Raw genomic sequence first — 23,784 nt, forward strand, 5'->3', positions numbered from 1 at the left:
ACCTTCCATATTTTATCTATAGTTTAACTGAATGATAAATGCAGTTTAACCCACTTGCTTATACTGGTTTCATACCAGAAAGCAAGTGGATTTTTTTATGGCGAGGTTGATTGTATATGGAAATGAGAAGTCATGTATTATTGGCCGGTTATTTATTGAACGATATTCCGGCCTGCCATTCGGTGATAAATCAAAAAGCATTTATTTTAGGCTGCATTGAGCCGGATTTCAATATGTTCTCTTACATGAAGGGCTCTATCAAGTGCCAAAAACTCAGAGGACATAATTACAACAGTTCAAGGAGATATACCCTGCGTGTGATTGAACATCTGCAAGGCAGAACGAGCTGGACTATGCGGGATTACTATCGGCTGGGGAAGCTGATGCACTATCTCGCAGACGCTTTCACCTATCCCCACAACGAAAGCTATCCAGGCACGCTGTGGGAACACCGTGTCTACGAGTCACATCTGCACCCGCACCTTGTTGCCGAACTGCGCCGGTGGGCGCAAGTAAGTGTGGGAGAAAAACCCAAAGATGCCGGCACCTTTATTGCCGGACTTCACGAAGAATACACCGGGCTGCCTGGAAACTATCACAATGACGCTATGTTCATCATTCAGGCGACAAGCCGTGTTATGAGGGCTTTGGCACCGGCGCCGGCAATTGTCTATAAGGAAGGAGTTGCGCTTTATGAAAATCCTGATTACAACAGATTGGTATGCCCCGACCGTGAATGGGGTTGTGACCTCGGTATTGAATCTGCGGAGAGAGCTTATCCGGCGCAGACATGAGGTTCGTGTCCTGACCCTGTCGCAGACCCTCCACTCCTATGAATCGGATGGGGTAACCTATATCGGTTCGGTGGGCGCGGGGAAAATCTATCCCGGCGCCAGAATTAAGGCGGCCCTCTCCAGTGGTTTTGTGCAGCGGATTTTGGATTGGAAGCCGGACATCATCCACTCTCAGTGTGAGTTTTCCACCTTCCTGATGGCCCGTCGGATCGCCAAGAGATTGTCCATCCCCATTGTCCACACCTATCACACGGTCTACGAGGACTACACCCACTATTTCATGTCCAACAAAAAATGGGGGCGGCAAATGACCTCTACACTATCACGCTGGGTGATTGAGCAGTGCGCCTCCGTCATCGCTCCCACGGAAAAGGTGCGAGCTGTTTTAAGCGGTTATGGAATTGACAGGCCCATTCATGTGGTACCCACCGGCATCGACCTTGATCGGTTCACAGCAGAAACCTCGGAAGAAAAGAAGTTTGACATCAGGAAGCGGCTTGACATTCCGGATGAAAACCGCATTCTGCTCTATATCGGCCGTCTTGCTAAGGAGAAGAATCTGGAGGAGCTGCTGGGGTACTACGCAAAGCAGGACACACGGACGCTTACCTTCCTGATTGTCGGGGATGGGCCTTACCGCGATACACTGGAGAAAATGGCGTTGGATCTCGGCATCGGGGATTCGGTACGCTTTGCCGGTATGATTCCTCCGGAGCAAATTGGCGACTTCTACCACATGGGAGACCTGTTTGTCAGTGCCTCCGTCAGCGAGACCCAAGGACTCACCTACATTGAAGCCCTCGCATCGGGGCTGCCGGCACTCTGCCGCAGGGATGCCTGTCTGGACGGAGTCATTCTGGATGGCTACAACGGTTGGCAATATGAAACGGAACGGGAATACCTGGCGGATATGAGACTCCTGCTTAGCGATGCAGTCATACAAAAAATCATGCGCAAGAATGCGGCCAAATTCGCACAGCAAGCCTTTTCCGCCGCCGCATTCGCGGAAAGAGCGGAGAAAGTCTACTTTGAAACCCTTGGAGAAGCGAACATTGAAGAGAGAGCGGTCTGTTCAGAGGTGATCCCATGTCGATAAACATTGCGAAAAGAACCATCCAGATTTGTTCTATCCTCAGTTTAGTCGGCTGTATGATATTTGCCGTTTATGCCTTTCATCAGCACCTATTTACTTCTCAGGAGGCTTTGCAGACGTATATCTCAGGCTTTGGGCGGATGGGTGCGCTGGTTTTCATCGTGTTTCAAGTGGTCCAGGTGGTGATTCCTCTCCTGCCGGGCGGACTCGGCTGTTTGGCAGGGGTGCTGCTGTTTGGGCCATGGGCAGGCTTTCTTTACAATTACATTGGAATCTGCATCGGCTCCATCCTGGCTTTCATCATTTCCAGAAACTTTGGCAAGTCCGTACTGTATGCCATGTTCAGCGACAAGATGATCGCAAAGTATGAAGCCTGGACGGGAAGCGAGAGCAAATTTGCCCGGTGGTTTGCCATCGCCATCTTTTTCCCTGTGGCGCCGGATGATTTCCTATGCTATCTGGCGGGCACCACGGGGATCAGTTGGCGGAAATTTACCGCTATCATTCTGATGGGAAAGCCCGCCTCCATCGCTCTGTATAGCTTGGGGCTGAATGTAGTTTTTAAACAGATTGCAGCGTTGGTGCATTGAAAGGAGGAGAATCTATGAGCATTACCCTATACTCCGGCTGTCTGTCACTGGTACGCAAAAGCGGCGTTGGACAAGCCATCCTGCACCAGAGGGATATGCTGGAGCGCATCGGCATTGAGGCCACGAACAAATGGACGGAGACCTCGTCTGCCGTACATATCAACACGGTGTTTCCTGACTCCCCGGTGGCGGCATGGTTTGCGAGGCTGCGGCACAGGAAGGTCGTCTATTACGGCCATTCCACGATGGAGGATTTCCGCAATTCCTTCAAGGGTTCCAATCTGTTTGCCCCGCTGTTTAAGCGCTGGATTATCCACTGCTACGAGCTGGGCGACCTCGTGATTACGCCCACCCCTTATTCCAAGCGGGTGCTGGAGAGCTATGGAGTCAAAAGGCCAATCTATGCCCTTTCCAACGGTGTAGATACCGACTTTTTTGCCCCCAGCCTGGAGCGCCGTACCGCCTTCCGAAACAAATACGGACTCAGCCCAGCAGAAAAAGCGGTCATTTCCGTGGGACATTATATCGAGCGCAAGGGTCTGTTGGATTTTGTGGAGCTGGCCCGCGCTCTGCCGCAGGTGCGCTTTTTCTGGTTTGGGTATACCAATCTGAATCTTGTACCAAAGCGCATCCGCACCGCCATCCAAAACGCTCCGAAAAATCTCAGCTTTCCCGGCTATGTGGAACGGGAGGAGCTGCGGGACGCCTATTGCGGCTGCGATCTGTTTGCCTTCCTCTCCAACGAGGAAACGGAGGGAATCGTGGTGCTCGAAGCGCTCGCCTGCGGCATCCCCGCCTTGGTACGGGATATTCCGGTCTATAACGGCTGGCTGGCCGATGGGCAGAGCGTCCACAAGGCAAGCTCTCTCGCCGGGTTTGCGGAAAAAACAGCCGCCATCCTGACAGGCGCCTTACCTGACCTCACCGCTTCGGGCCTGCGGGTTGCAAGGGAGCGCAGTTTGGACGCCGTTGGCGAAAAGCTTGCCCGAATCTATCAAAAAGAAAACATTTTATCCGCAGTTTATCTTCAGGAAAACAGCAGTTTAGCAGCCGCTGATACAATGAACACATCAACCTGTAAGGAGGGGTCAACATGACTAAATTGCAAACGAAAATTATGAGCATGGATTTCAAAAAGACCGCAAAACACTTCATCCTGCTGTCGCTTGTCATCGTCCTTTTGGGCGGTATTCTGACCGGATTCCTATTCCGCACACAAATCAGTGAGGCCGTCACCTGGCATCAAACCTATGAAAGTAACCGGGGCAGCGAAGACGTCCGTTATGATGGAGAGCATGATTACGGAGATCGTGAACGGGAGCACGAACGCGAATATGAAGGACCCGATTTCTTCGAGTCCGGACAATTTACACAGCCCACAGTGGTCGCCGTCGCGACCTTCATTACCTACGTGAGCCTCTGCGGATTGCTGGCGCTTGCCTACTGGCTGCTGATTATGGCTTGGCTCTATCAGGCGGCGTCGAAGGCGGACATGAATCGGACGCTTTGGACGATTCTGGGTCTGTTCTTTAACCTTGCGGCGGTCATTGGGTTCCTGATTGCGCGCAGCCAGCAAACGGTCTGCCCAAGCTGTGGGGTCTACCAGAAATCCGGCGCCTTCTGCCGCGTCTGCGGAGCATCTCTGCAAATGAAGTGTGGAGAGTGCGGCACGGTGGTGGATGGAAAAGCTGCCTACTGTCCTCACTGTGGAAAGCCGCTGAAAGACAAAACCAAATAAAAGCGCATCGTTTGACCAAAAGCGGGGCTGCATCGGCCAAACCCTTGGGGCCATGCAGCCCCCATATTATGAAGGAGGGAAACCCTATGATACAAACTAAACATCTTGAAAAAACCTACCGAAACGGCTTCCGGGCGGTAAAGGATTTGAGTCTGCATGTGGAAAAAGGCGATATTTTCGGCTTTCTCGGTCCCAACGGCGCCGGAAAAACCACCACCATCCGTATGCTGGACGGACTGCTGACTCCCACACGGGGAAAAGTTTTAATCGGCGGCATGGAGGTGGACGGCCACGCCTCTGAAATCCGAAGGATGATCGGCGTTGTGCCGGAATCTCACGGCTATTACTACTGGATGACGGCCAAGGAATACCTGCAATACTTTTACGCGCTGTTCAATCACGGCGGCTCTGACGAGAAGTATTTGAGAGCACTTTTGGCCAAGGTCGGCCTTGCCGACAAAGCGGATGTCCCTGTCGGGCAGTTTTCCCGCGGGATGAAGCAGCGGCTGGGGATTGCCAAGGCTCTGGTGAACCGCCCGCAAATCATTTTCCTCGATGAGCCGACATTGGGCCTTGATCCGCGGGGCCAGCGGGAAATCCAGCAGCTCCTGTTCGATATCAACAAGAGTGACGGTATCACCATCTTTATCACCTCTCATATGCTCAAAGACATTGAGGTGCTTTGCAACAAGGTTTGCATTATCAAGGACGGCTCTCTGGTGGAACAGGGCAGCATCCGCGAGCTGCAGGAAAAGTACCGGGATGGCTACTCCATGCTCTTGCAGACCAGCGACAACGAAGCCGCAGAAGGTCTGATCCGCAAGCTCAAAAAGGTCGCGCGGGTTGCCGGAGAGGATGGGCAGCTTCTCATTGAGTGCGAGTCCGGCCTTTCCGATGATGAGGTACTGTCAGTCAAGCACGAGCTGGTGACGGCGATCCTTTCCAACGGTCTGGATATCCGTGAAATGACCCATAAAACACTCAGCATGGAAGACATTTTCTTCAAAGTCACCGACGCCGAAAAGGAGGGTATCGCATGAATCAGTCCATGGTAAAAAAGGAGCTGCGGGAAAGCCTTTACGAAAGCAAAGGACTTTGGATGATTGCAGCGGTTTCCGTGATTCTCACGGCGCTTTGCGTCCTCGCCACTACGATCCGTGAGGCTTCCGCTTTCTCACAGACCGACGTTCTTCAATACGCTATCAAGGCTGTTTTATTTCTGACACTGATGGTCTGCATGGTGCTTGGCGCCTCTTCCTTCGTAGCCGAGCGGGAGGAAAACACCTTAGAGAGTCTTTTGCTTACACCAATTTCAAAGCTGCAACTCACCCTGTCAAAATATGTGGGCTCACTGCTCATAGGCTTTGTGCTGCTGCTGGTGTCCGTACCCTATATCCTCGCCATCAGCGCCGGCTCCGGTCTGACGGCCAGCGCCCTGTTTATCACCTTTTTCTGCGGGCTTCTCACTCTGCTGGCCTTTACGGGCATTGCCGTCATGCTCTCCGTCCTTTTGGAAAGCACCAAGGCGTCTATTTTGACCTCTGTCCTGATCCTGCTCGTTTTAACCTTTCCCGCATTTTTGAAAGGGACTTTGAAGCTTTCGGCCGTTGGCAGGTTCTTCCTGAGCATTGACCCCATCGCCTGCTGCTTTAATCTGATGGAGAAGATGCTTGTGGATCAGGTTTCTGTTTTCTCTCTGATGCAGTATGTGTTGCCGCTTCTTGTGTTTGCCGCCATTGGCATTGCACTTTTGGTTTGGGGCAGCGGTAAAGTTTCCCTGAAAGGAGAGAAATAAGATGAAGAAAATCATTTCTATGTTTGCGGCGGTATTGCTCTTTGTCTGCTCCGCGGTGCCCGCTTTTGCAGCGCAGGCTCCGGGGGAGGTCAGCGTTGTGATCAACTCACCCACCGCCGTGGAGGATAAACCTGTTTATGAGAATAATCTCGATATCACCGTGACCAACACGACAGACCATACCTTGAACAACCTTGTTTGCTACCTTTCCATTGTGGATGTGGACAGGGGGTTCAGTTACAATGTAGACGAGTTCGGTCCCAACGCATACCAGACTCACTCCATTACTTCTCTGGCGGCCGGCGAATCCGCATCGGTTGTAATTCCGGTAAAGGTGACCTATGTCGGGCAGTTCAAGTTTCTAATTTCTGTCGTCAACCCGGACACGGGAGCCACCCCCACCTCAAATGCCCTTTCGGTCCATATGATTGCCACCTCTCACCTGAACAACACCTTGGTATTGGCAGTGTCCATCACTGTCTCGCTCGTTATCATTGTGGGTGTCTTTCTTCTCATGAACCGCCGAAAACAACTCGGAAAGCAAAAATAAAGGATGTGACCCCGGATGCAAGCCATTGATTTTTCTATTCTCAACTTTATATATGACCATTTTCGGACAGCATGGCTGGATGTGTTGATGCCCTTTGTCACAGCGCTGGGTAATTCGGGCGCCATCTGGATTGTCCTGGCAATCGGTCTGCTCATCACCAAAAAGTACAGAAAGGTCGGAATTGCCCTGTGCTGCGCGCTGGCTCTTGACGTCGTCATCTGTAACGGTATTTTGAAGCCCTTTGTCGCCCGGATTCGTCCCTGCGACATCAACACAGCAGTGGAATTGCTCATCCCGCGCCCCGATGATTTTTCCTTCCCATCCGGGCATACAGCGGCATCCTTCGCTGCGGCATCCGCACTCTGGTTCAGCCGCCAAAAGATAAAGCTTTGGATACCCGCATTGATTCTCGCGGTACTGATCGCTTTCTCCCGGCTCTATCTCTATGTGCATTTCCCCTCCGATGTGGTGGCCGGTGTCCTGCTTGGCTGCGTGTTCGGATTTATCGGATACAAGCTGGCGGATATGATCGAGGGCATATGGCAGCGGCGCCGTTCATGACGAGCCGTTCCGTTCTCCAGTGCGCCCCATAACGCAAAAAAGCACTTGATGGGCGCGGTTTGTTCCGCGGACATCAAGTGCTTTTTTCACTGCTTTTTCTGCTTCATCCGAGGCATGCACACCTGCCGGACTGACAGGATCAGGGAGCTGATACAGAAGAAAATGAGGATTTTGGAGGATACGAAATTCGTAGTGAAGTCCATCATGGGATTGTACCAATCAAGGACTGAAAAGGTCAGAAACGCAAGGGACATTACAATACACAAATGCGATAAGAGCTTAAAAAACTTCATGGTCAGTCATCCTTTCTGTCAAGCGCTCGGTTCACAAATACAAATGCAATCCGAAATGATTTTTTCGGGCTTATAGGGCCGATTTACTACAGCGTTATCCAATGTCATAAAGGTGGTGTGGCCGCCGTCCAAATTGTAGGCCGCCGTGCAACCGAGGCCTTCAAATATAGCCGCAAGCTCCGGCAGCTTCATTCCTCTGGAATATCCGGCCTGCCTGCCATCCACAGCTACGAAACAATAATGTCCCGGCTCATAATAACCGATGGCGCTGCGCGGGTGACTTTTGCGAATATAGTCCCAAGTATTGAACTCTGTCTGCGCCTTTCCGTTGTCATCCAGCAGCTTGGGTCCAAATACCCATGTTTGAATGGCACCATCGTCAAGGGCATGCTGCGCATTAAATTTCTCAGGGCTGCTGGTAACCATTCTTCCGTCATTGTAGAGTACACAGATATCTGCGGTGGTGGGGTTTGAGCGATAAACGGTGCCGTTGCGGACCAAGAGGCCATTGAGGTGCTTCAGGTTAAAGCGGTAGGAATCGCCGTTTATCGCAAGCACAGCTCCAACCTCCGCACTCATATCTGACAGGGATTGCTTGTATTTCCCATAAGTATCATACGCAAAGTGCGTTTGAAAGCTGCTGATATCCGCCATATACACATCGGCAATGTAATAGGTTACGGTGTTATCTCCGCTGCCCATCGTATGCTGTGTGATATCCACGGACAAATTGGGACTTGAATAGGTGGTGGCGGTCGACACAACCTCCGATGTAAAATGATCAGCAAATTTTGTTTTCCAATCCGCCGCGTCGGAAGGGGAGTCTGCCGCCGGAGCGCTTGTATCCGGATGATTTGGCACTTTGGAAGTCGCCCCTTTTTCTGTCGAGGATATGGACAGGTGCAGTTTCTGGCTATTCGGATTTACCGACGCCATAACGGGACTGTCCGGGTAAGCCGCGGGGAGCTCATATACCGTATAGTAAACGAGGAAAACCAGAAGAGCCGTGGCCAGGATATCCAAAAACAGCGACAAAACCACGGGGAGCCGACGACGTTCCTTTGCGATATCAGGCATGTTTGACCACCTCTTTTTGATCGTAATGGGAACCTTCCGGTTTGAAAATAACCAGAGATTGCACGGTGAAACTGAGGATAAACAAAATGAGCTCCGTCAAGAGCTTTGCAACATGCGGAGGCAATCCCAATATCCCGTCTAAGAGAGAAAGCACCACACTGTTTGCGAAAAGGATTCCGATAGCAAGCAACACATAATGGGAGAATGTATGGGACGCGCTTTTCCTTTTGGAAAATACCATATGTTTATTGATTGTATAGTTGACCGATCCGCTGACGATGCGTGCGGTGATGTTGCTGAAAATCAGATGGTACGGAAGCGCCGCAGTGAGAGGAACCAGCAGCAAAAACGAAGCATAATCGACCGCAAAACCAATCAGTGAGGAGGAGGCAAACTTTATGATCTCCCTATAAATACGCAAAGAGTCCTTGACCGCATTAAAATGTGAAGATGTGTTCTTCTGGTCCAGGTAGACGGTTTTAATCGGCACCTCCAGAAGGGGGACTCCTTGCTTACCGCAATACAACAGCATGTTCATTTCATATTCATAACGCTCACCCGGGATATCAAGCATAAAATCAAAAAGACCACAGCCAAAAGCTCGCAGCCCGGTTTGTGTATCTGTGACCTTTGTTTTGCTGACCGCCGAGAAAACTGCGCGGGTGATCCGATTTCCGTACCTTGATCGTGCGGGGACGCTTTCATCGAACTGCCGGACGCCCAAGACCAGAGCGTTGGGATGAGCAGCCGCCGTTTCCACGACACGCTCCATATCCTTCGGCAAGTGCTGCCCATCCGCATCCATCGTAACAACGAGTCCTGCATCAGGTACACAATCCCGCAGATATTGAAACGCGGTTTTGAGCGCCGCACCCTTGCCGCGATTGACGCCGTGATGCATGATGGTTGCTTTTTTGTTCAGGACTTCCCACATCTCATCATATTTCGGGTCGCTTCCGTCGTCCACAATCAGCACCTCGTAGCCGACGGCGGTGACATCATATACAAGCTGTTTTAGTTGATCAGTCGGTTGGTAAACTGGAATCACTACATAGCGGCTCTGTTCCAGCAGATATTTTGAGTAATCTTCTTTCATTGCAATGGCCTCCTTTTGCACTGTTTTCTTCAGTATGAACGTGCAAAATGAGACGGCCATGAAGGGAATATTAGATTTTCTCATGTTGGCTCAAAAAGCAGGAGGGCCTTTTAGAAAGACCCTCCTGCCAGTCCAAGAATGATGTGTTATACGAGCGAGGCAATATCCGCTGGCTTAATCGTCGTGCTCGGAATCCGATTCCTGAATAAGCGCGCCGCTGCCGGCGTCCACATGGACTTCCAGCACTTTGCCGGACGCATCCTTGCCCTTCAGCTCATAAACAATTACGCCGTTTTCATCGCCCAGCTCGTCCACAACAAAGGTATAGCCCGGATTTGCGTTTTGAGCGATTTGGATGGCTTCCTGTTCGGTCACAGTCGCTTTTGCGGCGAGAGCGGCGTTTTCGGCGGCCTCCTTCCCTTGGTCTTGCACCTCGTTTTGGGACTCGGCGCCCTCCGGCTGCTCCACATCTTTGTCCAGCTTGGTGCCATTCACTTGGCCTGTGTCACCGGTGGCCGTGGCGATGGTGTCTTTCGTCGGGTTGTCGGTCGTTGCTGATGCAGAGGTGGGTTGGGCCATTACCGCCACCGGGTTCGCCTGCTGCTGCGGATTGCTGCTCTTGCTGGTTGTACTTGCGGCAAAAGCCGTGGTACCAAGCGCTGTGGTTGCCGTAAGCACGAGCGCCAAGGCTCCAAAGAGTAACCCACTCCGTTTCGATGTTTTCATAGATTTTTACCTCCGATTTTGATTTAGATGACACACTACGGTATTCATCTATGTGTGCAGTATCGCACCCGCAAATGAGACAGCGGTGAAAAGAAAATGAGGGTTTTCTCATAAAAGGTAGCTACATTTAAGCCCGTACTTTCTCATTTGATTTTCATGTTGATGGAATAGTATAAAAGAAAAGGAGAACTATCATGAGGATATTAATTATTGAAGACGATGCCGCGCTGCATCGAATTATTTCTAAACGGTTAAAAGAAGCCGGACATTCGGTGGACGGCTGCTTTGATGGTGAGGATGGGCTGGCCTATGCAGAGTCCATGCAATATGATTGCGTCATCCTCGATCTGATGCTGCCCAAAAAGGATGGGATTTCAGTATTGCGGGAACTGCGGGGCAAGGGCAACGCTTCACCGGTGCTGATTCTGACCGCCAAGGACTCCATCACTGATCGGGTGACCGGGTTGGATGCCGGCGCGGACGATTATTTAATCAAGCCCTTTTCCTTTGAAGAGCTGTCGGCGCGCATTCGAGCCCTGCTCCGGCGTGGCAGCGACACGAAAGAAACAGTATTGAGACTATCGGATCTAACGATGAACACCGCCACCCATGCGGTTCATAGAGCCGACCAACCCATTCAGCTCACGTCAAAGGAATATGCGCTTCTGGAGTATCTGCTGCGCAATCAGGGGCACATCCAGACCCGTTCACAAATCGCAGACCATGTATGGAACTATGATTTTGATTATGACTCCAATGTCGTGGACGTCTATATCCGTTATCTGCGCAACAAGGTCGATAAAGGCTTTTCCCCCAAGCTGATTCACACGATTCGAGGGTTCGGATATGTTATGAGGGAAGAAAATGAGTAAACTTAAAATCCGCACCAAAATCATCCTTTGGTATTCCGCATTTTCTATCGTACTCCTGGGCGTTCTGCTGCCGGTGGTATATGGCACGATATCGAATTCCCTTTATCAAAGTCTGCGCTCAGAGCTCCATGTCGCCATTTCCCGAATGGTTTCATCCCTGGAGGTGGACGACAACGAACTGGCCGTGGACTTTGACCTGGATATAGAAAACGGTATTTTAGTCTGTATGACCGATGAGAATAAAAATATCGTGTTCGCCTCCCGAAACGGCAAATGGCTGTCCAATGTTCCGGATACCGATGGGGACAATGCGATGGTCACACACAACGGGGCGGAGTGGATGGTCATAGGGCAGGAGTATCACGCGGATGGGCTGGACCTGAAGCTGTTTGTAGGCAGTTCCACTGCTTCGGTGGCGCACTCCCTGGGAAATCTCCGAATTCTGCTGCTTGCACTCGTCCCCCTCTATCTTGGCCTTTCTGCCCTTGGAGCGTATTTTATTGCCCGCCGCACACTGAGTCCCATTGCGGAGATTACCGAAACGGCCCGCTCCATTGGAGAAGGGGACCTGTCCCACAGAATTGAGGGCATTGTATCAGAGGATGAAGTGGGTGAGCTGGCTGCGGCCTTCAATGCCATGCTTGATAAGGTGGAGGCCTCTTTTTGCCGGGAACGGCAGTTTTCTTCCGACGCCTCCCACGAGCTGCGTATGCCGGTCGCCATCATCTCCGCATGCACGGAAGACGCATTGAATGGGGATCAAAGCCCTGAAACAACTGAAAATCTAATGACCATCCAGCGGGAGGGCACCCGCATGAACCACATCATCTCTCAGTTATTAATGCTCACCCGCGGATATGAGGGCCGTTACTATGTCGAAAAGGAGTGGATCACACTCCGGGATATGCTCGATTCCATCATAGATGAGCTGTCTGACATGGCGACGGAGGCAAACATAAGGCTGGAAAATGATGTTGCCGGGGACACGCGGATTTACGCCGATCAGAGCCTCATAACACAGCTCTTTGTGAATATCATTGGGAACGGTATCAAGTATGGCAAGGCTGGCGGCATGGTAATTGTATCGGCAGAAGGCTGCAAAGAAAGGACGGAGATCCTTGTTTCTGACGATGGCATCGGAATGAGTGCGGAGGATATCCCCCACATTTTTGAACGCTTTTACCGTGCCGACAAAGCGCGCAATCGCACTGGCACTGGGTTGGGGTTGTCGATTGTCAAATGGATTGTAGAGATTCATGGCGGCGACATTACCGCCTCCAGCGAAGAGGGAGAAGGCACAATGTTTCGGATTTCACTTCCCAATCAGCCGCAAAAAAAGCAAGATAAACCGTGAGGATATTAGATTGAGATATCTTTTCAAGCATTCATTGTGGTATAGAAAACGGCGGTTCAGAAATGAACCGCCGTTTAACTCTTTAGACCATGAGATATTGCTTTTCTATTGAGGTAACTGAGCAACGGCCCAATTAAAATAACAACAGCATGGTTCCGCATATGACCAGCAATAAGCCGGCAAGGGCTTTTTTCGTGAGCTTCTCTTTTAAGAAAATGTAGGAGAAGACCACCGTCACCACAATGCTGAGTTTGTCAATGGGGACCACCACGCTGGCCTTTCCCTCCTGCAGCGCGCGGTAATAGCACAGCCAGCTAAGGCCGGTAGCAAGACCGGAAAGTGCAATAAACACCCAGCCTTTCCGGTCTATGTTCTTGATGAGATATTGCTTTTTTTGCAGGAATACAATGCCCCAGGCCATCGCCAGCACGACAATCGTGCGGATTGCCGTGCCCAGGTTTGATTCAATGCCCTGTATACCGATTTTGCCGAGAATAGAGGTCAGTGCGGCGAAAACGGCGGACAACACGGCATAAAAAAGCCATGCTCTGCTCTCATTGTCGGCTGCGTCCGATTTTTGCCGCTGTATCATGAACCAGGTTCCAACGGTAAGTAAAGCGACGCCGCATAGTGCCCATAGGGTTGGCGTTTCTCCCAAAATGACAAAGGCAAGCAGGATCGTCAGAATCGTGCTGCTTTTGTCGATGGGGGTTACCTTATTGACATCGCCAAGCTGCAGCGCCTTGAAATAGCACAGCCAAGAGGCGCCGGTGGCTCCGCCGGAAAGGACAAGAAATAAAAGACTATGCGGTGAGATTGCGGCAATCGCATGTTGAGACCCCACGATAAAAACCATCACCCATGAAAACAGAAGCACAATCACAGTGCGCAGGGCGGTTGCCAAGTTGGAGTCTGTATTCTTAATCCCGACCTTTGCCAGAACGGAGGTCATGCCCGCAAATAAGGCCGAGCCAAAGGCATAGGCAACCCACATAGAAATCCCTCCCTTATTTTCCTTTCATGCTGCGTTTAAGAAGATTTCGCTTTCTGATTGGCCTCCAGCTTGAAGTCTTCCCGCAGCTCCCAAAAAATCTTAAACTCCAGTTTTTCTACATCCCGCTGCTGCTTATAGCTGATACGAAGCGTGGCATCCGCAGGGATGGTAACATCTCGATCCAGCTCTGGCAGCAGAGTTTTGATGCTATTGTCGCCGTGGCTTATGGACGCCAGCGCCTCTCTCACCTTCATAAACAAAGCGGCAGACTCTCCGGGGATATCTTCGGAGACCATATACCGATCGTTGGGATTGATGTAGGACATGGAATCCCCATCAGCCAGCCAGCGCATCAAAGCCTCCCGGCTAAACCGCCACTCCCGGCCAATCTTGCGGGCAGGAATATGTTCTTCCCTGAGTAGCTTGATTAGGGTCTTTTCGCTCACGCCTAAAAATTCCACCGCCTGTTCGAGATTCAGAATATCGTCCGTCATGAAATCCCTCCTTACTATCTGTACTATCTGTCATTATTATAATGCAGCAAAACAGAAAAATCAACGTTAACTGCACTTGATGTAACTTTGGCAGTATATAGATGTCGTTTATTAGACAAAAGACGGACCGTTCCTTTTCTTTGATTTTTGTTTGCCAAGATAGATTTCTTGTATCCCGATAAAAAACATTCAGGACTCTTGCTATGGTGTGTTTCATTTTCTTTTCATAGAACCCGAACCCTGATAGATTGTTCTTTTTCTGTAATAAAAATTCTTAGAGTGAGAGGTTCTGGTGGGTTCACAGTGAACCGCTCCAGGGTTCAGCGAAAAGGCGGAAGACCCCCTTGGCGGGAAATTCGTCTTTTCGCTTTTTTGCAGTCTGGCTATTTTTTTAGAATCAATCGGTTGGAGGTGTTGCTCCCGTTCTCCCGATAGCGTGGTTCCTTTTCAATGAGCCCCGCTTTGACCAGATCATGCAGGGCACGCTTGACGGTGCTGCGGGAAAGCTGCAAGTCGGAAGCAATGGTTTTTACAGCAGGCCAGCAGTCCTGCCCCTGGCCTGTGCGGTCACGAAGGTATATATAAACAGCTCTCGCCCGATGGGGCAGCTCATCGGGCGAGGCGGTGTAAATGTGGTCGAAGTAGCTCATGGGACCCTCCTTTACGTTTTGAGTATGGATCGGCGGCGCATGGTGTTTTCAGATGGTTCCACTGCCGGGGTATGAAGGGTTCCTGTTCCCGCCGGCGGCTCCAGTATTTCCCCGGTTTCTTCATCCACCAGCATGCAGGCCGTGTGCTTGCGGACGATATTTTCCTCCAGCGCCTGCTTATCGGCATAGGCCACTTTCCGGTTTGCCTTCTCCTCCACGGTATAAGACTCCCCGAAACGAATACCCCAATCAAGGAACAACCGCAGCTTTGTCCGCATGGGATGGGTACCGGTTTTCATTACGACAAAGCTGCCCTTTGGAATGGATTTGAGTTCATCGGGCGTCATGAGCGGGCGCTCCATCATCTGCAAGGACTGGCTGGGGTCATTCTTCCCGCGGCTCACGCTGCCGCTCATGACAGTGCGGCTGCCCATTGCTTTGGAGAGTACCTCGGCAGTCTGGCTGTTGGGAGCGAAACCGCCGAAGATGGTGTCCTGGCAGTTGTCCTGCACGATTTCACTGCCCTCTTTGCCGTAGTTCTTTTCGAGCTGTGCAAGGCTCTGGATGATTGGTACCAGAGTCAGGCGGCGAGAGCGCCCTGCCGAAAACAGGGGCAGGATGTCAAACGGGGGCATGGTGCCCAACTCGTCGCAGAAAAGAACCACTCGGTTTTTCAGCTTGCCGCCGTTCTCGTCCGCTACAGAAAATAGCTCACGGGACAAGTTCTGGATCATAAGTCCGGCCATGAAGTTTTTTGTCTGATCTTCCTCCGGAAGAATTAAGAAGATGGCTGATTTCTCGTTTGCAAAGGTTTCGGCATCAATGGCGCTGTCAAAGCACAGCACCTGCTCCAGCTCGGAATCTAAAAAAGCGTTCAGACGCGACAGCACCGTAGACATAACCGACGCCATCGCCTGCTCCGCACTGTTCAAGGCGGCACCGGCAAACCAGCGGGCTTTGTGATCTCCGGGCAGTTTATTCATCAAAAGCTGAAACTGGCTCTTGCCCTTCACCTTAGATGGCTCCAGCAAATCCTGCACCAGCTTGAATACGGAAATGATGTGCCGCTGCTCCTGCGGGTTTTCCTCGGTGGGCGGCAGATACTCGGCCAACAGAAGAATGACCGCTGTCAACAGCCCCTCGGCAGCATCGTAAAAGAAAGCATTCTGACCATAGGTGGAAGCGTCCCCCTCCGGATTGACAATGGTCTTAGCCAAAATCTTAGCATACTTTTCCGCCTTGGCTCTGGCGGCCAGATTATTTGGCTCCTTGCGGCAGATATCCATGTAGCGGTTGATAAGGGTGAGCAGATTGTTACCATCTGAGCGGCTGGGGTTCCGCAGGTCTATGACTGACACATTGTAACCATAGTAATTTTGAGCAATGCTTCCATAGTTGCGTGCAAGATCCCCTTTGGTATCCAGCGCCAGGAAACTCATCCCGCTGGCACAGGCATACTCCATGTTTGGGTAAAGGAAGAACGCTGTTTTTCCCACGCCGGATGCGCCGATCATCAAAATGTGAACATCGTCCGTATCCACCAATGCGGTGACCGCATTTTTCTCGCCCTTGCTTCCGAGTATGACTCCCTGCTCGGTAGGGAGGCTTTCGCCCCGCCTCCACAGCTCCGGCTGAAACGGAACGTGCTTATAGGTGTTTTTGATCTCCTGTTTTGATGCGAACCGTGCCGTACCATGCTGACCGTCACCCACCGTGCGGGATTTGATGCCGTTTAAAGTATAATAATGCGCCAGCAGAGACAAGCCGCCGATGACGGCGAACATAATGGCTGCGGCGCCAATCAAGATGTAAACCTGAGATTGCATAGAGATCCTCCTTATTCTTCTGACGACTTGAAATGTCAGAAGCGGAGGCAGTGCTATTGCCGGGCTTTACATGGACAGTTTCATTTCCTGATTCTGCTCCATCTTTTGCCGGTGTTTCTCCAGCAGGATGGCGCCCTTGAGACCGTGGGCGGCAATGTGTTCGTAGCACTCCGCCAGCTTTTCCTTTTCGGCGGCGGACACCACACGCTCATAGCCCCGCAGGGACATGATATCGGACTCCAGTAAATCCAACCGGGTTTTCAGATGCCCGCGGTTTTCATAGGCTCTGAACCCATTGCGGAGCCTTGCCTGCACAACGGAAAGATCCCGGCTGTGATCCATCTGCCGGTACTCCCTCACGGCGCCGACTATAGCGTGGCGGCACATCTCCCGCAGACAATCATCCGCCTCGGAAAACTGCCCCCAATGCAGATGGGAACGGACTTTTATGAGCAGGGCGGACAGGGTATCCGCGGAGCAGCCGGATTTCGCAGGCAATCCCGATTCCATAAGCTGCCGGCAGAGTTCATCCCGAAGCATATGCTGGGGATGTTCCTCGGCGGGGATGGCCGGCAATCCGTGCTTGGCCTTGATATCCTCGTTCCAGTCCTTGTGTATGGACAACTCTATCTCACATGGAATCCCTTTTGTATACAGCAGGTCTTGGTATTTCTCAGACGCTTCGATTCCTGCCTCATCATGGTCCAGGCACAGAATCACATGGTTTAGGTTTTGATATATCTCCAGCATCTTCAGCATGGCGTATTCGGAAACACCGCAGAGCGCCACATAGCTGTGGCGCTGCCATTCCTGGGGATGCAGGGTGATGTAAGACAGCAGGTCGGTGGGCGCCTCGAATGCATAGAGGCGCCCACTTGTGCCGATGTGGTGGAAGCTGTAGCTTGGATCGCAGTTATCCACATTGCCTTTGAAGCCGGGTCCATCGGTATAGAGTCCCCGCTTGTGGGCATGGCGGGGAACACCGTTTTCATCGAATCCTACAAATACGGCGTTATGGTATTCCTTCGCGCCGTCCTTGGACTTTTCACAGCTTTCGTACAGGAGCTTTGCCCTGGCAAAGTAGCTGACCACCTCACGGTCGATAAGCCGGGTTTTTGTAAGGTAGGCATAGACACGGCGCATATCGCTGTGGGGAGCCGGAAGAGCGAAGGGCTTTTTCGGCTCCTGCTTCTTTTGTGAGGCGGGCCGATAGACCTCCCCCTGCTCACCACCCAGCAGCATGGTCACGGCTTCGGGAAAAGTGAGACCGTAAAAGTTTCGCACAAAGTCAATGGCATACCCGCCGCTCTCCGCGGAATGATCGTACCACTCGTTTCCCCGGACGGTGATGCTGCGGTCGGACGCCAGCCGTTTATCCCGGCCGCTGGGGATCAGCTTCTCACCGCGACGCTGGAGGAAATCCACAAGATCCACATTGTTGGCACGGTACTTCTGCTCATCTGTAAAATATACATAGACACCCATAGATGCACCTCCTACCTGTGGTGATTGCCGATTCTATGAAAAAAAGCCGCCCTTTTTACAGGACGGCAATGGTTCCGGAGCAATTTCCACCTGATGGGTTGCTTGATTTTCTTTTTCTGTTTCTTCACGGTGATCCTCCAATCGTTATAGCGACATGGTCTGTTCGTGGTCCCCCTGGGCATGACCGGCCGCACGCTTTTTCTCATTCAGCTTGAGGCGCCGTTTTCGGTCAATGCGAGGGCCGGGCGGCTTTAAGGGCGGTGTGTTGTCAGAAAAAATACGGCTCATGTGATTCAGGAGCCGTGTCCCCGCCAGCAGGACGGAGGGGTCTTTAAAGCTATCCATATGGTCGAGGAAAAACTGAGCGTAAATATTGCCCTGGGCGGCAGAAAGGGTAAACCAGCGGACAGCAGCTTCTTTGTCTTTCGGGACATCCTTTCCCATAAGGTACAGCTTGCCGAGGGTATACTGCGCATATTGATTGCCTTGTTCAGCGGCGGCAGTCAGAAACCCAAGGGCTGCCTGTACATCCTTTGGCACATCCTCGCCCATGAGGTAAATCTTGCCGAGCCGGTATTGTGCAAACTGATTTCCCTGACCGGCAGACCGTTTCAGGTATTCCAGAGCTTTGGGGATATCCTTCGGAACATCTTCTCCTTTGAAGTAGAGGATACCGAGGGCGTATTCCGCAAATTGGTTCTTCCGGTCCGCGGCAAAGATCAGCCAGCGGACGGCGGACTCCACATCTTTGAGGATACCCTCGCCACCAAGGTAGAGCTTGCCGAGCCGGTATGCGGCAAAGTCATTGTCCTGTTCTGCCGACAGGGTATAAAGCCGTACCGCCTCGGAAATATTCTGCGGAACATGCTGTCCCTTTTCATAGAGCTTGCCGAGAAAATATGCAGCATAGGGATTCTCAGCCTCCACCGCTTTGCTGAGATAGCCAAGGGCTTTCTCAACATCCTGCGGCGATGCTTTTTCATCCGAGAGGATGAGCTTGGCAAGCTGGTAGCAGGCAAATGTGTTTCCCACGGATGCCGCCTTTTCAAAGTATTCTTTTGCCCTGGCTTCATTCTTGTCAGTACCAACACCATTCAGAAGCATCCAGCCAAGACGGTATTGGAGCTTATCATCATGGCCCTTTTCCTCCAGAGAAACAAAGCCGAGAAAGGCTTCTTGAAAGCGGCGGTCAGCGTCCTGCTGATTTTTTTTACAGCCTATTCCATCCCACAGCATTTTACCCAACTCAAAGCTGGCATAGGGAAAGCTCTGATCCGCCGAGCGGGTATAGAGGGCAAAGGCGGTTTCATGATCCTGCTCCACACCCTTGCCGTGGTAATACAAACCGCCAAGGGAATACTGCGCGTATTTGTAGTTCTCCTCCGCGGAGAGGGTGAGCCAATCTGCCGCCTGCAGATAGTCCTGCTCGGTGCCAAGCCCTGCGGCAACCATTTTGCCGATTCGATATTCGGTGTACTTCCACGGCTTTTCTTCCTCGGCGGCATGGAAAACGGCAAGGGCTTTTTCATACCATTGGTACGCTTCTCCGGCATCTGCTTCGCAGCCAAGACCATCGGCGGCCATTCGGCCAAGGTCATACAGCGCAAGAGGGTTATCCGCATCTGCTTCCGCGAGGAAAATTTCACGGGCTTTCTCAAAATCTTGCGGGATTTCGGCATCCTCATCGCCATGCAAATATTTCTTTGCCAGTTTGTAGTCCTCCGTCCACCAGGAGTCAGAGGATTCCTTACCGTCAGAGGTTTCATCGCTGGAGGGCTGCCCTCCGGAATCATCTATCGGTTCCTGTTCTTCTTTGTCCGTCATGTCAGAGAGGGGTATCTCCAGATCATTCGCCGGCTCCGGCAGTGCCGGTTCTGCCGATGACGGTTCCTCGAAGGTCATGGTCCCAAGGAGCAGGGTTTCCTGAATGACCATGTTGCGGATGGGCTTGAAATCCTCACAGCGGGAAAGAGGCGGCGGCTCGGATGGGGTTTCGGTATAGATGGATTCGATCCTGCCCCTGGTTTCCCACCACAGCCGGTAGGCTTCCGTGACACGGCTGTCCTGCGCCAGCTCATCCACGATTTCGTCCACAATATTTTTCAGCTCTGCCTTGAGGTATCCATACTGTTTTTTGCCGCCCACCGTTTGCAGACGCTCGGCAAGGTGTGTGATGAGCTGCTCCATGCGGTCGCTCTGCAAAACACCCCCTTTCATCTGACGGATTAGCTCCCGCAGGGACTCGGCCGCCTGTTCTTTCAGGTCATCCCGCCGCTGGCTCTTTTCACCGTAGAGCGGAATGAGCTCCTGACGGAAAATCTCATTTGCCAGCGAGGACTTCATTTTTTTAATGCCCTGCCTGGTGAGGTATCCCTCTTTGGGGTCGGTGCTGTAGCAGAGCATATGCACATGGGGATGGTGGGACTCGTTGTGGAAACTGGCGTACCATTTCAGATGGTCCGGATGGATTTTCAGATTCTCCGCAATCTCCAAAGCCTTGGAGGAAAGCAGAGCCTTCCATGCAAGCGCATTGTCATACCCCAGACGGGAGGCATCCTCACGGCGGAGAGAAATAATCGGCATCCACACATTTCCGGTATATGCGGACAGCTCATCCGCAACCTGATTTAAGGCCAGCGGCTCATCGCCGCCCGTAAACAAACCGTGGCTGTCAAACTTTTCGACGCGGGGGCGGTTGGCAATGTAGTCCAGATATTTTTCCCGATCACCGATTTTATCCAGATGCTGCTCCAACGCTATGGTGATAAATTCCGAGGCGTTTTCCCGGTTCGGATATGCCAGATAGTCCTCGTACTCGAACAGCTCCCTGGTGTCGGGAAACTCCCGGAGGATTTCCGTGACGAGAGCCTGCTGTTTTTTCGTGGCATGCCAAAGCTCACGGCCGTTCTTTATTTTATCCACACCGTCACGGGTAGCAATATACTTGACCAGGTTATTCAGATGGGCGGCTGTTTTTTCGCTTCCGCCTTTGAGGTAACCGTTTTTTATAACTATGCGTGCCATTATTCTTCGTCATTCTGGCTGCTCTGGAAGTCCACCGCATCATCCAGACGGATCTTGCCCCTGGTCTTTTTCACCTCGGAAACGCAGCGGCCGCGGAGCCGGCGCAGTTCATCATCTGTGATATTGAGCGTGGTTGCCAGCAGATGCATCATCATGCTGATCTCCACCGACAGACGGAAGAGGTTGGCCGCCACCCGGTTTTCGGTTTTCTGCAAGGTTCCCTCAACGGACGAGAGCAGGGCTTTGGAGAGGTAGGAGGTGATGTCCTCCGACCCAAGGTAGCCCATGTAAAAGCCGAGGGCTTTCTCAATAAACTCACTGCGGCTTTTGCAGTTGTCCTTTTCCAGCCAGCCGTCCATCCGATCCATCGTTTCGGGGTACATCCAGACGGCGGTTCTTTCCTTGTTGTTTTTCATCGGCAAATCCTCCTATTGCCTGCCGTCTACCCCGAAGGTGACGGTCAGAAAGCCTTTGTTTTCCTGCGGTTTCTCTGATTTCGACCACCCCGGCTGTGACAAACCCGCAATCCGACCACCTCATGGGGAAGTGCGAAAAACGCCCAGCACTGCTGGGCGAAGTGGGCGGCGGGCGGTCGCTTGCGACCACCTGCCTTTCTCCTGCTCTTTTTTCGACCGTGGAGACTGCTGGATTTGGGGTGCAGAGAGCCTTTTCCCAACGCTCGCACAAAGCCCTCACGTTGCCGTTTAGAGTGGGATGGGTGCATGGATGCCACACCGCCTGTCAAAGCGGCACACAGGGGCGAACAGGGGGCAACGCTGGGGGACGGGCATGCGCCTTAATGTGCCGCCCTGTCCTGTGTGCCATCAGCGGCAGGAGCAGATTTCTCTTTTTCTTTTTGCTTTTTGGGCGAAGCGGTGGCGGGAGCATCCTCGCAGCCCTCGTCAATATATTCCCGGACGGAAGACGGAACGTATTTTTCATAGAGCTTCTGCAAGGAATCGCAGAGCTCCTGTGTGAGATCCGCATCCTTTTTCTCCATGTAGCGTTTCACCGCACGGAGCTTTTCGCCGTCCATTTGCACGGTAATGCTTTCTTTTTTCATGCTGAGTGTCCTCCTTAAAATCGAAATCCCATAAAGGTGAAGCCGGGTTCCAGCTCCGGTTCCTGCCCGGTGAATTCGGGAATGTCAGCAAAAAGCTGGCTGTATTCCGCGACCTTACTCTTGCCGAGCGAGGTAAAGTTGCCGTCATAGGTGGTGTCGCAGACAAAAAACGGACCGCAGATAATGTCCGCGCCCAGCCGCCTGTTGGGCGGCATTCCGTTTATTTTGCCTTCCTCATTGCAGACGGCAACGCAGCCGTTGGGAAAGCTGATGCATTCAATCAGGCCGCCCACCTCCGCCTGCAGGCTGGCAAGGTCATTTTGAATTTCCTTGACATGGGGCGCCTGCCCCGGCTCAATTTTGAGTACCTTAATCTTGTTCTCACGCATAAAATCAGCCCTTCCTTCTTAAATTTATGGTAGATAATTTCTCGGATTTTGCTTCACACCGTTCACCCGCACCTCAAAGTGCAGATGGTTTCCGGTGCTGCGCCCGGTGGAACCCACCTTGGCAACGGTTTCCCCGGCTTTCACGGTTTGCCCCTCACGGACGAGAATCTCAGAGCAGTGACCGTATAAGGTGACCAGCCCGCCGCCGTGGTCAATGGTGAGATAATAGCCGTAGCCGGTGCTGCCATAGACTACGGTTTTCACTGTTCCCGCCTGTGCCGCACGGATGGAGGTGCCTTTCGATGCGCCGAGATCAATACCGGAATGCCCCGCCCACTCGCCGGTGAGCGGGTCCGTCCTGCCGCCGAATTCAGAGGTCACCATGGAGCGCCAGTTCTTACCCAGCGGAGAAATCAAGCCGGAGGCGGAGGCTTCCGGCGCTTCCGCGTAGGGTCTTGCGTACAGCACCTGCTTGCCGGAATCGAACAAATCCCGGTAGACGACCTGTCCTTTCGAGGAGGATGCGTCCACCACCTTGCCGTCCCCGGCGTAGATGCCAACGTGGCTAATGTTCATGAAGCGGTCGTTGGGCTTGTGGCTCCAGAACACCAAATCTCCGGGAGCAAGGCTGGATTTTGGAATCGTCAGCCCGTTGTCCACGCAGTATTTGCCCTGCGCCGCAGCCGTGCCAGGCGGATTTACCCCCAGCTTTTTGTACACCCACTGTACAAGATAGCTGCAGTCGGTGTAGCTGCCCTGTCCTCGAAGCTTCTGCGAATACGGGTCTCCAAGGCGGGAAAGCCCCAGCCGGACAGCCTGTGCACCCGCTTCTCCGACAGGCAAATCGGAATAAAAACCGTCCATCTGATCCGGCGTCCAGTCCTCCCACAGCCCGGAATTGTCATCTTCCATGGGCGCGCCGGTGCCATATCGGGCGCGGTAATAGATTTCATTGGCGTTGGCCTGATCCTCATAAGTGACGGCTCTGCCGAACAGCGCGCGGATGTTGTTGTAGACAGCGGGCAGAGAGGTGATGGGTACGGCTACGGTATAGGTTTCTTCCGAGGTGGTGCCGTCGCCGTTCTCCACGGTGCGGGTGCGTTCCTCATACGTCACAAAGCAGTCCACATAGCGCCGGTGTTCCAGTCGGGAGGGGGACGCTGCGCCGAAGAACAGAGAATAAAAAATTGCCTTGACCCGGTAATTGTCAAGGCTGTCGCCGTCCTCCATCTCTGCGTTCACGTTATCGATGGCATTGTCTATGAGGGTGAAGCTCTGGCGCATATCCCCGATGTATTCCCGGTACTCCGCAGGCATACT

Annotated in this window: 24 protein-coding genes; 11 read left to right on the forward strand and 13 right to left on the reverse strand. The window is 52.3% G+C overall.

Annotation, left to right across the window (positions count from 1 at the left end; genetic code table 11):
* The first annotated feature begins 116 nt into the window (after window positions 1-116).
* The 9 genes from TY09_RS17940 to TY09_RS09605 all read left to right on the forward strand — a co-directional run bounded on the left by TY09_RS17940 (window position 117) and on the right by TY09_RS09605 (window position 7,121).
* Window positions 117-794 carry a zinc dependent phospholipase C family protein gene (locus TY09_RS17940; protein ID WP_147584644.1) on the forward strand — a complete coding sequence of 226 codons (678 nt, stop codon included), beginning with the start codon at window positions 117-119 and terminating at the stop codon, window positions 792-794.
* Window positions 694-1,890, forward strand: coding sequence for a glycosyltransferase family 4 protein (locus TY09_RS09570; protein WP_042433600.1), 1,197 nt, complete (start codon window positions 694-696; stop codon window positions 1,888-1,890). Before TY09_RS17940 ends, TY09_RS09570 begins: the two co-directional genes overlap by 101 nt.
* Complete coding sequence (locus tag TY09_RS09575; protein ID WP_042433603.1) at window positions 1,881-2,477, forward strand: TVP38/TMEM64 family protein; 597 nt, start codon at window positions 1,881-1,883, stop codon at window positions 2,475-2,477. Before TY09_RS09570 ends, TY09_RS09575 begins: the two co-directional genes overlap by 10 nt.
* A gap of 14 nt (window positions 2,478-2,491) precedes the next feature.
* Window positions 2,492-3,574 (forward strand): glycosyltransferase, encoded by a 1,083-nt coding sequence (locus tag TY09_RS09580; protein WP_042433606.1) that lies wholly within the window; start codon window positions 2,492-2,494, stop codon window positions 3,572-3,574.
* Complete coding sequence (locus TY09_RS09585; RefSeq protein WP_042433609.1) at window positions 3,571-4,215, forward strand: zinc ribbon domain-containing protein; 645 nt, start codon at window positions 3,571-3,573, stop codon at window positions 4,213-4,215. Before TY09_RS09580 ends, TY09_RS09585 begins: the two co-directional genes overlap by 4 nt.
* Before the next feature lie 86 nt (window positions 4,216-4,301).
* Complete coding sequence (locus TY09_RS09590; protein WP_052335594.1) at window positions 4,302-5,255, forward strand: ABC transporter ATP-binding protein; 954 nt, start codon at window positions 4,302-4,304, stop codon at window positions 5,253-5,255.
* Window positions 5,252-6,010 (forward strand): ABC transporter permease, encoded by a 759-nt coding sequence (locus TY09_RS09595; protein ID WP_042433613.1) that lies wholly within the window; start codon window positions 5,252-5,254, stop codon window positions 6,008-6,010. Before TY09_RS09590 ends, TY09_RS09595 begins: the two co-directional genes overlap by 4 nt.
* Window position 6,011: 1 nt before the next feature.
* Window positions 6,012-6,560: a COG1361 family protein gene (locus TY09_RS09600; protein ID WP_042433615.1), complete on the forward strand. Its 549-nt coding sequence runs from the start codon at window positions 6,012-6,014 to the stop codon at window positions 6,558-6,560.
* Window positions 6,561-6,647: 87 nt separating this feature from the next.
* On the forward strand, window positions 6,648-7,121 hold the full coding sequence (locus TY09_RS09605; RefSeq protein WP_242841472.1) for a phosphatase PAP2 family protein: 474 nt from the start codon (window positions 6,648-6,650) through the stop codon (window positions 7,119-7,121).
* Between the two features lie 311 nt (window positions 7,122-7,432).
* Here TY09_RS09605 and TY09_RS09615 read toward each other — a convergent pair whose 3' ends face one another.
* The 3 genes from TY09_RS09615 to TY09_RS09625 form a co-directional block, all read right to left on the reverse strand.
* The gene (locus TY09_RS09615; protein WP_052335595.1) at window positions 7,433-8,491 is read right to left on the reverse strand and encodes a phosphodiester glycosidase family protein; all 1,059 of its coding nucleotides are present in this window, start codon (window positions 8,489-8,491) and stop codon (window positions 7,433-7,435) included.
* Window positions 8,484-9,587 carry a bifunctional glycosyltransferase family 2/GtrA family protein gene (locus tag TY09_RS09620; protein ID WP_042433624.1) on the reverse strand — a complete coding sequence of 368 codons (1,104 nt, stop codon included), beginning with the start codon at window positions 9,585-9,587 and terminating at the stop codon, window positions 8,484-8,486. Before TY09_RS09620 ends, TY09_RS09615 begins: the two co-directional genes overlap by 8 nt.
* A 174-nt stretch (window positions 9,588-9,761) precedes the next feature.
* The gene (locus TY09_RS09625; protein WP_042433626.1) at window positions 9,762-10,313 is read right to left on the reverse strand and encodes a PepSY domain-containing protein; all 552 of its coding nucleotides are present in this window, start codon (window positions 10,311-10,313) and stop codon (window positions 9,762-9,764) included.
* 194 nt (window positions 10,314-10,507) lie between these two features.
* Between TY09_RS09625 and TY09_RS09630 the strand changes: the two genes are divergently transcribed.
* Both TY09_RS09630 and TY09_RS09635 read left to right on the forward strand, forming a co-directional pair.
* Window positions 10,508-11,185: a response regulator transcription factor gene (locus TY09_RS09630; RefSeq protein WP_042433629.1), complete on the forward strand. Its 678-nt coding sequence runs from the start codon at window positions 10,508-10,510 to the stop codon at window positions 11,183-11,185.
* Complete coding sequence (locus TY09_RS09635) at window positions 11,178-12,539, forward strand: sensor histidine kinase (RefSeq protein ID WP_042433632.1); 1,362 nt, start codon at window positions 11,178-11,180, stop codon at window positions 12,537-12,539. Before TY09_RS09630 ends, TY09_RS09635 begins: the two co-directional genes overlap by 8 nt.
* A 133-nt stretch (window positions 12,540-12,672) precedes the next feature.
* Here the strand turns inward: TY09_RS09635 and TY09_RS09640 are convergent, their stop codons facing one another.
* The 10 genes from TY09_RS09640 to TY09_RS09685 form a co-directional block, all read right to left on the reverse strand.
* The gene (locus TY09_RS09640) at window positions 12,673-13,533 is read right to left on the reverse strand and encodes an EamA family transporter (RefSeq protein WP_042433635.1); all 861 of its coding nucleotides are present in this window, start codon (window positions 13,531-13,533) and stop codon (window positions 12,673-12,675) included.
* Window positions 13,534-13,568: 35 nt separating this feature from the next.
* Window positions 13,569-14,027 (reverse strand): helix-turn-helix domain-containing protein, encoded by a 459-nt coding sequence (locus TY09_RS09645; protein ID WP_042433638.1) that lies wholly within the window; start codon window positions 14,025-14,027, stop codon window positions 13,569-13,571.
* A 383-nt stretch (window positions 14,028-14,410) separates the two neighbouring features.
* Window positions 14,411-14,677, reverse strand: coding sequence for a helix-turn-helix domain-containing protein (locus tag TY09_RS09650; RefSeq protein WP_042433641.1), 267 nt, complete (start codon window positions 14,675-14,677; stop codon window positions 14,411-14,413).
* Between the two features lie 11 nt (window positions 14,678-14,688).
* Window positions 14,689-16,503 carry a type IV secretory system conjugative DNA transfer family protein gene (locus tag TY09_RS09655; protein WP_042433644.1) on the reverse strand — a complete coding sequence of 605 codons (1,815 nt, stop codon included), beginning with the start codon at window positions 16,501-16,503 and terminating at the stop codon, window positions 14,689-14,691.
* A gap of 66 nt (window positions 16,504-16,569) precedes the next feature.
* Entirely contained in the window at window positions 16,570-17,988 is a 1,419-nt protein-coding gene (locus tag TY09_RS09660; RefSeq protein WP_042433647.1) for a DUF3991 and toprim domain-containing protein, read from the reverse strand.
* 144 nt (window positions 17,989-18,132) lie between these two features.
* Window positions 18,133-21,012 (reverse strand): MobP3 family relaxase, encoded by a 2,880-nt coding sequence (gene mobP3 / locus TY09_RS09665; RefSeq protein WP_042433651.1) that lies wholly within the window; start codon window positions 21,010-21,012, stop codon window positions 18,133-18,135.
* Window positions 21,012-21,428: a hypothetical protein gene (locus TY09_RS09670; protein ID WP_042433655.1), complete on the reverse strand. Its 417-nt coding sequence runs from the start codon at window positions 21,426-21,428 to the stop codon at window positions 21,012-21,014. The genes mobP3 and TY09_RS09670 overlap by 1 nt, the downstream gene beginning before the upstream one ends.
* Window positions 21,429-21,808: 380 nt before the next feature.
* Window positions 21,809-22,075 (reverse strand): DUF6103 family protein, encoded by a 267-nt coding sequence (locus TY09_RS09675; RefSeq protein ID WP_018213969.1) that lies wholly within the window; start codon window positions 22,073-22,075, stop codon window positions 21,809-21,811.
* A 14-nt stretch (window positions 22,076-22,089) separates the two neighbouring features.
* On the reverse strand, window positions 22,090-22,464 hold the full coding sequence (locus tag TY09_RS09680) for a DUF3846 domain-containing protein (protein WP_018213970.1): 375 nt from the start codon (window positions 22,462-22,464) through the stop codon (window positions 22,090-22,092).
* A gap of 24 nt (window positions 22,465-22,488) precedes the next feature.
* Window positions 22,489-23,784, reverse strand: a 1,296-nt coding sequence (locus TY09_RS09685; protein ID WP_042433683.1) for a peptidoglycan DD-metalloendopeptidase family protein, incomplete at its 5' end; no start/stop codon positions are given.

The sequence above is a fragment of the Faecalispora jeddahensis genome (assembly GCF_000577335.1).
Classification (GTDB): Bacteria; Bacillota; Clostridia; order Oscillospirales; family Acutalibacteraceae; genus Faecalispora; species Faecalispora jeddahensis.

What these genes read in the sequence shown, in the direction of transcription:
- TY09_RS17940 (WP_147584644.1), top strand. Translation starts at nt 117, where the DNA reads ATGGAAATGAGAAGTCATGTATTATTGGCCGGTTATTTATTGAACGAT.
- TY09_RS09570 (WP_042433600.1), top strand. Translation starts at nt 694, where the DNA reads ATGAAAATCCTGATTACAACAGATTGGTATGCCCCGACCGTGAATGGG.
- TY09_RS09575 (WP_042433603.1), top strand. Translation starts at nt 1,881, where the DNA reads ATGTCGATAAACATTGCGAAAAGAACCATCCAGATTTGTTCTATCCTC.
- TY09_RS09580 (WP_042433606.1), top strand. Translation starts at nt 2,492, where the DNA reads ATGAGCATTACCCTATACTCCGGCTGTCTGTCACTGGTACGCAAAAGC.
- TY09_RS09585 (WP_042433609.1), top strand. Translation starts at nt 3,571, where the DNA reads ATGACTAAATTGCAAACGAAAATTATGAGCATGGATTTCAAAAAGACC.
- TY09_RS09590 (WP_052335594.1), top strand. Translation starts at nt 4,302, where the DNA reads ATGATACAAACTAAACATCTTGAAAAAACCTACCGAAACGGCTTCCGG.
- TY09_RS09595 (WP_042433613.1), top strand. Translation starts at nt 5,252, where the DNA reads ATGAATCAGTCCATGGTAAAAAAGGAGCTGCGGGAAAGCCTTTACGAA.
- TY09_RS09600 (WP_042433615.1), top strand. Translation starts at nt 6,012, where the DNA reads ATGAAGAAAATCATTTCTATGTTTGCGGCGGTATTGCTCTTTGTCTGC.
- TY09_RS09605 (WP_242841472.1), top strand. Translation starts at nt 6,648, where the DNA reads ATGCCCTTTGTCACAGCGCTGGGTAATTCGGGCGCCATCTGGATTGTC.
- TY09_RS09615 (WP_052335595.1), bottom strand. Translation starts at nt 8,491, where the DNA reads ATGCCTGATATCGCAAAGGAACGTCGTCGGCTCCCCGTGGTTTTGTCG.
- TY09_RS09620 (WP_042433624.1), bottom strand. Translation starts at nt 9,587, where the DNA reads ATGAAAGAAGATTACTCAAAATATCTGCTGGAACAGAGCCGCTATGTA.
- TY09_RS09625 (WP_042433626.1), bottom strand. Translation starts at nt 10,313, where the DNA reads ATGAAAACATCGAAACGGAGTGGGTTACTCTTTGGAGCCTTGGCGCTC.
- TY09_RS09630 (WP_042433629.1), top strand. Translation starts at nt 10,508, where the DNA reads ATGAGGATATTAATTATTGAAGACGATGCCGCGCTGCATCGAATTATT.
- TY09_RS09635 (WP_042433632.1), top strand. Translation starts at nt 11,178, where the DNA reads ATGAGTAAACTTAAAATCCGCACCAAAATCATCCTTTGGTATTCCGCA.
- TY09_RS09640 (WP_042433635.1), bottom strand. Translation starts at nt 13,533, where the DNA reads ATGTGGGTTGCCTATGCCTTTGGCTCGGCCTTATTTGCGGGCATGACC.
- TY09_RS09645 (WP_042433638.1), bottom strand. Translation starts at nt 14,027, where the DNA reads ATGACGGACGATATTCTGAATCTCGAACAGGCGGTGGAATTTTTAGGC.
- TY09_RS09650 (WP_042433641.1), bottom strand. Translation starts at nt 14,677, where the DNA reads ATGAGCTACTTCGACCACATTTACACCGCCTCGCCCGATGAGCTGCCC.
- TY09_RS09655 (WP_042433644.1), bottom strand. Translation starts at nt 16,503, where the DNA reads ATGCAATCTCAGGTTTACATCTTGATTGGCGCCGCAGCCATTATGTTC.
- TY09_RS09660 (WP_042433647.1), bottom strand. Translation starts at nt 17,988, where the DNA reads ATGGGTGTCTATGTATATTTTACAGATGAGCAGAAGTACCGTGCCAAC.
- mobP3 (WP_042433651.1), bottom strand. Translation starts at nt 21,012, where the DNA reads ATGGCACGCATAGTTATAAAAAACGGTTACCTCAAAGGCGGAAGCGAA.
- TY09_RS09670 (WP_042433655.1), bottom strand. Translation starts at nt 21,428, where the DNA reads ATGAAAAACAACAAGGAAAGAACCGCCGTCTGGATGTACCCCGAAACG.
- TY09_RS09675 (WP_018213969.1), bottom strand. Translation starts at nt 22,075, where the DNA reads ATGAAAAAAGAAAGCATTACCGTGCAAATGGACGGCGAAAAGCTCCGT.
- TY09_RS09680 (WP_018213970.1), bottom strand. Translation starts at nt 22,464, where the DNA reads ATGCGTGAGAACAAGATTAAGGTACTCAAAATTGAGCCGGGGCAGGCG.